Raw genomic sequence first — 6,870 nt, forward strand, 5'->3', positions numbered from 1 at the left:
GGACTAGTATTCATTGGGCGATGTGAAAAAAGTGAGGACGCTTTGCATCAGTTGGGTGCGTGCTTTTTCTTCTTGGATACATTCGAAAGGAAAGCCGAGGGCAAAGATGCGATGGTTACCTTTGTAGGCAATGGCGGCACTGGCTTCAGAACCGGCATAGAGATAGACGGAAAAAGCATCGGATACGGGTGCCAAACTTTCGGGCGAAGGAACAGCATAAATTTCGGCATTAGCTTCACGGGCTATGTGGAAATTCAGGTCGTTACCTTGGATTTTGTTGGTGGACGAATGACGCATGCTTCCTTCATAGTTGTATTTCAAGGTGTTCTGTAGGAAAGTATCGCTGCCTAGTTGGCTTCCGGTATATGTGCCACTAAGCAGCAAATTTCCTCCAGAGTGGCAATAGTCGGTCAGTGCTTGTTGCACGTGAAGGCTGAGCGGTTGGTTTTCTGCTCCACGGATAAGGTCAACGATTGGATAGTGTTGCAATTGGGTCGAACCACTTTCCAATGTCTCGTCACTGCACGATACGAATGACCAGTTGCCTGCCATTTGGATAGCTTTACCATGGATAAAGGGATAGTCAAATGTATTACCGGCGATGTATTTTCCTTCCAGTTCATTTCCGCTGTACCCTAGTCCGCCTTCAGTTTCTATTCCGATGCGGCTGCGTTCGAAACTTTGTTGGTATCCGCAGAAGGCGGTTGTGCCGATATAAGGTATGCCGGGGTCGGCTTTTAAGTCGAAACCTTGTAGCGTAGTGGTTTCGATGGTGGCAGGTGCGCTGGTACGGTGGAAACTGTTTACTATCAAGACTGTTCCTTTGCTATGTTTTGCCTTGTATGCCGACAGAATTTCGGAGGGGAAGCTTTCTCCGCCTCGATTAACTGCTGTGACGTAGAAACTGTAAATGATGCCCGGTTCTGCCTGAAATGTGTATTGGGGTTCGCGTACGTAGACTCCGTTGTCGAATCCTCCTCTTCCTATGCGGGTGTAGACAATGTAACCTTGTGCCTTGGCAGTAGGTTCGAGAGGGTCTTCTGTTGGTATCCACCGGAGAGTGAAAGTATTTTTCTTTTTTCCTTCATCGATGGCGAAATGCGTGACAGGGAGAGGTTGCACAGTATATTGTTCATCGTGCATGTCGGCAAGGTATTTCAGCAGGGTTTTGTATACGGAACGTGCTGTGGTAAACTTGAAAGCTGGTTCGTATCCTAGTTTTAAGTCGGCGAAATTTTGGTGCGACAGGGTTTCTAATATGGCTGAAGGCACAGCAGGCAGCCGGGTCTCACTATAGTTACGGTTCCACAAGGAGCGTCTTGCCCACTGGATGCCGAAGCGCGAACTGATATCCCGTTTCAGTTCTGTGAGGAGCATGTCGGCAAGGTCGCGCGAGGCATAGCGTGAAATACCGCAAGCCAGCTTCCCTTCATTGAAGCGGGTGGTATAGATGCCAAGTGAGCCTACCAAGCTGTTGTCTGGCTTGAAGCCGGCATCACTGTGTAGGGCAAGACTCAGTTCGAATGGAATGCCAAGTCCTTTTTCCTGTGGGTTGTAGACGGAACTGCCGCTCAGGTAATTGAGCATAAGTGAGCGGGCATTGATATCATCGTTGTAATCGTTTTCACCTTCGCTTTTACTGTAGATGGAGTAAGGCATGCCTGCCCATTGCGCCCAATAACGTGCACCTTCCGCCCATCGTGGCATGCCGCTGGTTTGTCCTTGCCGTGCAATGTTTCCCATTCCTCCCCCGAAGCGTACGGCATCAGCACACACGACACCTTTTTGCGAACTTTCGTTGCTGAGTACCACCATGCCGTAATCGTTCATACCTTGATCGAATTCGAAGGTACCCAGATAGACCCAGGTGCCTCCACCTATACGCTGGTTTACCTTAAATTCGGTCACTCCGCCGTTATGGAATACAAGATAACGTGCGTCAGTAACGCTTTCAGGAAGAGATTGATAACTGATGTAAACGGCATACCGGCCTTTTTCGGGGATGTAGGGAATCCATTCGGCAAACGCTTTTTCAGGTTTCTTGTGAGTGGGGATAAACCGGGCTGTGCCTTCGCGGAAAGGGTTTTGTCCGTCGGTGTATGTCGTGCGTTTTTGTGCAAATCCAGGCAACGATGTTGTTTGCCATACACATTTTTTCTTGTAGTTTACTTCCAGGTATTTGCTTCTGGGGGTGGAGATGTTGTTGTCTACGATGACTTCATGAGGTTGTCTGTCGCGTTCACGAGGGGTAAATACTATGGCTCCTGCATTTTCCAACATTGGAATCAGATAAGGCACTACGATGGATTGGGTGTAGAGGTCTTCGGTAGTGCCGAACAGGCGCGGACGTTGCCAGCACCATTTGTGTGTATCGTTCTTGTAAAACTTTCCGTGGCTTTGCCAAAGTGCAATGTGTTTGCCTTCCAGACCTTGGCTGGGTCGGTAGGCTTTCGAGAGGTTGCTCACCCACGGTTCGCCCCGGTATGCTGTTTTTCCGTATAGCCGTGTTTTGTCTTTCTGTTTATTGCGGAAGGCGTTCGGTACAAGGTTTTCGATAGGTTGCCCGTCGGTATATAGGGTCAGTGTGTAATAGTTTGCTGGTCCGGGCAGAAGTTGTTTCAGTTGGCGATAGATAGCCGTTGTGTTTTCTTCGGTGAAAGGTTGATAACCGAATACATCATTGGCGTAGATAGCAAGAGTTTTCTTTTGATGGTCGATAATGAAATGGTCCAGCCGGCATGTTCCGATGTCGGCATAGTGGGTCTGGTAGTTTGCAAAGAAGTCTTCAAGCCGTTTCTCCACGTTTTTCTCCAGGCTTTGTGCCGGTGCATGGAAGAAGGAAAGGAAAAAGAAGAGAGTGAGGTATAGTTGTTTCATAGGAAATATATGTGTTTACATCCCTGTCATCCCAGTTCTCCTAACTCGAATTTTTCGGGATGTCTGCCCTTGAAATGTCTGAAATAAAGTTTGATTTCGCGCATGTCGGTTTCTATATCTCCACTGGCATAGAGATAACGTTCGGCAAAGATACATTTCCGCTGGTAGTCGATACCTACCAGGATAATTGGAATGTCTGCTCCTGCTGCGATGTAGTAAAAGCCTTTTCTCCAGTTGGGATTTGCCGAGCGTGTCCCTTCGGGGGTAATGGCCAGATGGAATTTCGTGCTTTGTTTTATTTTTTGAATCATCTGTTCAACCAGCGAAGTATGTTTATCCCGATGGACGGGTATACCGCCCATCCATCGGAATAAGATTCCCAACGGGAAAAAAAACCATTCTTTCTTCATCATAAATCCGGAATCGCGTCCGATGGCTGAAATGAACAGCTTTCCGATGAGCAAATCCCAATTGGTGGTATGTGGAGCGGCACAATAGATGCACTTGTCGAAGTCGGGGACAGATACACGCGACTTCCACCTTAATACCTTATAATAGATGAAGCGGCAGAGTGCTTGTTTCATTCCGTTTTTCCGTCTGCTAATTCGTCAATCTTGCCGATAATGGCGTTGATTCCCTCCTTAAAGTCTTCTTTCAGCTTTTTGTAGAATGGTTTGACACTTCCCGGTTCGGTGTGGCTGATACGTCCCACGATATCGTGGTGCAGGCAGACGATTTCATTTAAAAGCTGGTCGTATGCCGGACGCTTTTCATCGGATGCCACAGCCATTTCCCATAAGATAAGGCTTGTTACGTGATCGGATGTATACTTCACGAATTTCTTTAAGTCTCTTCTTTTAGCCATAATGATATTCCTTTTTAGATAAATTGAGTATTGATTGTGGGGTAAAGATAATGTTTTTGTTTGAATTTACCGCTTTCTTTGCGAAAAAATCTTTCAAAACTCTTGTCGGGTGATTTTTTATTACAGACATTTTTGTCGTTACAAAAAAAAAAACGAAATTTGCGAAGCAGAAAAAGTGAATAACTTATATACACCTTTTTAAAATATAAACAATTATGACGAAAAGTGCATTACAAATTGCAAGAGCTGCTTATCAGCCGAAATTGCCTAAAGCATTGAAAGGTGCTGTAAAGGTAGTAGAAGGAGAAGCTACCCAGTCTGTAGCCGATCAGGAGGAAATCAAGAAATTGTTCCCCAATACCTATGGTATGCCTTTGTTGAAGTTCGTAGAAGGCGAACAGAAAGAATTTGCTCCGGTAAATGTAGGTGTCATCCTTTCGGGTGGACAGGCTCCGGGCGGACACAATGTGATTTCCGGTCTGTTCGACGGTATCAAAAAGATGAATCCAGCCAACAGACTGTACGGATTTATCTTGGGTCCTGGCGGTTTGGTAGACCATAATTATAAAGAACTGACTGCCGATGTCATCGATGAATACCGTAATACAGGTGGTTTTGATATCATCGGTTCAGGACGTACAAAACTGGAAAAGGAAGATCAGTTCGAAAAAGGATACGAAATCTTGAAAGAATTGGGCATTAAGGCACTGGTTATTATCGGTGGTGACGATTCGAATACGAATGCATGTGTGTTGGCCGAATATTATGCTGCCAAGAATTATGGCATTCAGGTAATTGGTTGCCCGAAGACCATCGACGGTGACTTGAAGAACGATATGATAGAGACTTCATTTGGTTTTGATACTGCCTGCAAGACTTATTCGGAAGTAATCGGTAACATCGAACGCGACTGTAATTCGGCACGCAAGTACTGGCATTTCATTAAGTTGATGGGACGTTCTGCTTCTCACATCGCATTGGAATGCGCTTTGCAGACTCAGCCGAACATCTGCTTGATATCGGAAGAGGTGGAAGCCAAGAATATGTCTTTGGATGATATCGTGACTTATATCGCCAATGCAGTAGTTGCCCGCGCTGCCGAGGGAAACAATTTCGGTACGGTGCTGGTTCCGGAAGGTTTGATCGAGTTTATCCCTGCAATGAAGAAGTTGATAGCAGAATTGAACGACTTCCTGGCTGTACATGCTGACGAGTATGCTGCTGTCGAGCCCAATAAACAACGTGAATATATCATCAGCAAACTGTCGGCAGACAATGCTGCTGTTTATGCTTCATTGCCCGAAGGCGTTGCACGCCAGTTGACGCTTGACCGTGACCCGCATGGAAACGTACAGGTTTCTTTGATTGAGACGGAAAAACTGTTATCGGAAATGGTGGGCAAGAAGTTGGCTGCATGGAAAGCAGAAGGCAAGTTTGCTGGCAAGTTCTCTGCACAGCATCATTTCTTCGGCTATGAAGGACGTTGCGCGGCTCCTTCCAACTTTGATGCAGACTATTGCTATTCGTTGGGTTATACAGCAGCCGTATTGATTGCAAATGGAAAGACCGGATACATGTCTTCCGTACGCAATCTGACAGCTCCTGCAGAAGAATGGATTGCAGGTGGTGTGCCTATCACAATGATGATGAACATGGAACGTCGTCACGGAGAAATGAAACCTGTTATCCAGAAAGCATTGGTTAAGTTAGACGGAGCTCCGTTTAAGGCATTTGCTGCTGTACGTGATACGTGGGCAAAAGAAACGGCATACGTATATCCGGGTCCGATTCAGTATTTCGGTCCTACAGAAGTATGTGACCAGCCGACCAAGACTTTGCAGCTGGAACACCAGAAATAAGAATAAGACGAGTTAGAGATATGCCAATGTAGATAAGCGAACGGGTCGGTAGTGCTGTGAAAAGATGTTTTTGCAGGCTGTCCGGCTCGTTTTCTTTGTCTGTTTGGATACATTCCTTTTGTGAAAAGATAGGCATTTATTTTTATGGTAAAAGAACCATCTGTTACACACACAGGCTCTTCCAGTCGGACTGTGCGGACAAAGACAAAGGCTCCTTCACGGAATCCGGTTGGAACGGGTAAGAAGAGGAGACCAACCGGCAAGAAGAACCGGCCGAAGAAGAAAATTCGCTTGAGTTTGCCGGTATGGTTGAATTATGTGGTGATGGGAGGGATGGCAGCTTTGGTTGTAATCGGTTTTTATTACTTGTTTATCCGCCCGTATGCATACCGGTGGAAGCCTTGTTACGGAACAAAAGCCTATGGTGTCTGTCTTCCGGCTGGGTATACGGTGCATGGTTTTGATGTGTCGCATCATCAGGGGGATATCAATTGGGAGGAACTCCGAAAAACACAATATGCGCCTTTTCCTGTACGTTTTGTCTTTATGAAAGCATCAGAAGGGGGCGATTTCAGCGACACCACATTTATTCGTAATTTCAATTGTGCACGTCAGTATGGTTTTATTCGGGGAGCCTATCATTTCTTTAATCCGAAAACAGACGCAGCGCGTCAGGCTGCTTTTTTTATCCGTTCGGTCAAACTGGAACCGGGCGATTTGCCTCCGGTACTTGATATCGAAAAGGTGGGCGATGATGAAAATGCACTCAGGAAAGGGGTAAAGACATGGTTAGGGATAATAGAGCGACACTACCATGTAAAGCCCATTCTGTATGCTTCTTACAAGTTCAAGGAGCGTTACCTGAACGATTCGATATTCAATACTTATCCCTATTGGATAGCTCATTATTATGTAGATTCGGTACGTTATGAAGGTAAATGGAAATTTTGGCAACATACCGATGGCGGAAGTTTGCCTGGCATCAAGGAGCAGGTAGACCTGAATGTGTTTAACGGAACTTTGGACGAGTTGAAGCAGATGACTATTCTTCCCGATTCTGTATTTTTCAGACTTTAGGAGTTCAAGACAGTTCCTACTTATAATTAGCTACTTGAAGATACCAGGTCGTGTTTCCCCGGATGACGGTTTACACGACCAGTTTCTTAGAAGCTGTTTTGAATTTATCGTGCGATGATTTGGGATGAGTTTTTGAGGCATTTTCGCTTCTGTGATGAGGAAGATAGCGGGCTATCTGACGAAGAACAGGAG

5 protein-coding genes are annotated in these 6,870 nt (G+C 45.9%); 2 read left to right on the forward strand and 3 right to left on the reverse strand.

Going from position 1 to position 6,870, the window contains the following annotated elements:
- Positions 1 to 3: 3 nt before the first annotated feature.
- The 3 genes from B5F78_RS09680 to B5F78_RS09690 are packed head-to-tail and all read right to left on the reverse strand — an operon-like array spanning position 4 to position 3,742.
- A complete protein-coding gene (locus B5F78_RS09680) occupies positions 4 to 2,877 on the reverse strand; it encodes a golvesin C-terminal-like domain-containing protein (protein ID WP_087406590.1) in 2,874 nt (957 codons plus the stop codon).
- A gap of 26 nt (positions 2,878 to 2,903) precedes the next feature.
- Positions 2,904 to 3,461 (reverse strand): 1-acyl-sn-glycerol-3-phosphate acyltransferase, encoded by a 558-nt coding sequence (locus tag B5F78_RS09685; RefSeq protein ID WP_087212733.1) that lies wholly within the window; start codon positions 3,459 to 3,461, stop codon positions 2,904 to 2,906.
- On the reverse strand, positions 3,458 to 3,742 hold the full coding sequence (locus tag B5F78_RS09690; RefSeq protein WP_022040716.1) for a hypothetical protein: 285 nt from the start codon (positions 3,740 to 3,742) through the stop codon (positions 3,458 to 3,460). Before B5F78_RS09690 ends, B5F78_RS09685 begins: the two co-directional genes overlap by 4 nt.
- Before the next feature lie 215 nt (positions 3,743 to 3,957).
- Here B5F78_RS09690 and B5F78_RS09695 point away from each other — a divergent pair, with 215 nt between their 5' ends.
- Together B5F78_RS09695 and B5F78_RS09700 are read left to right on the forward strand one after the other, a co-directional pair.
- Positions 3,958 to 5,601, forward strand: coding sequence for a diphosphate--fructose-6-phosphate 1-phosphotransferase (locus tag B5F78_RS09695; protein WP_087212730.1), 1,644 nt, complete (start codon positions 3,958 to 3,960; stop codon positions 5,599 to 5,601).
- 144 nt (positions 5,602 to 5,745) lie between these two features.
- Positions 5,746 to 6,678: a glycoside hydrolase family 25 protein gene (locus B5F78_RS09700; protein WP_087397986.1), complete on the forward strand. Its 933-nt coding sequence runs from the start codon at positions 5,746 to 5,748 to the stop codon at positions 6,676 to 6,678.
- Positions 6,679 to 6,870: the final 192 nt, after the last annotated feature.

Origin of the sequence: Bacteroides sp. An279, assembly GCF_002159615.1 — a bacterium.
GTDB lineage: Bacteria > Bacteroidota > Bacteroidia > Bacteroidales > Bacteroidaceae > Phocaeicola > Phocaeicola intestinalis.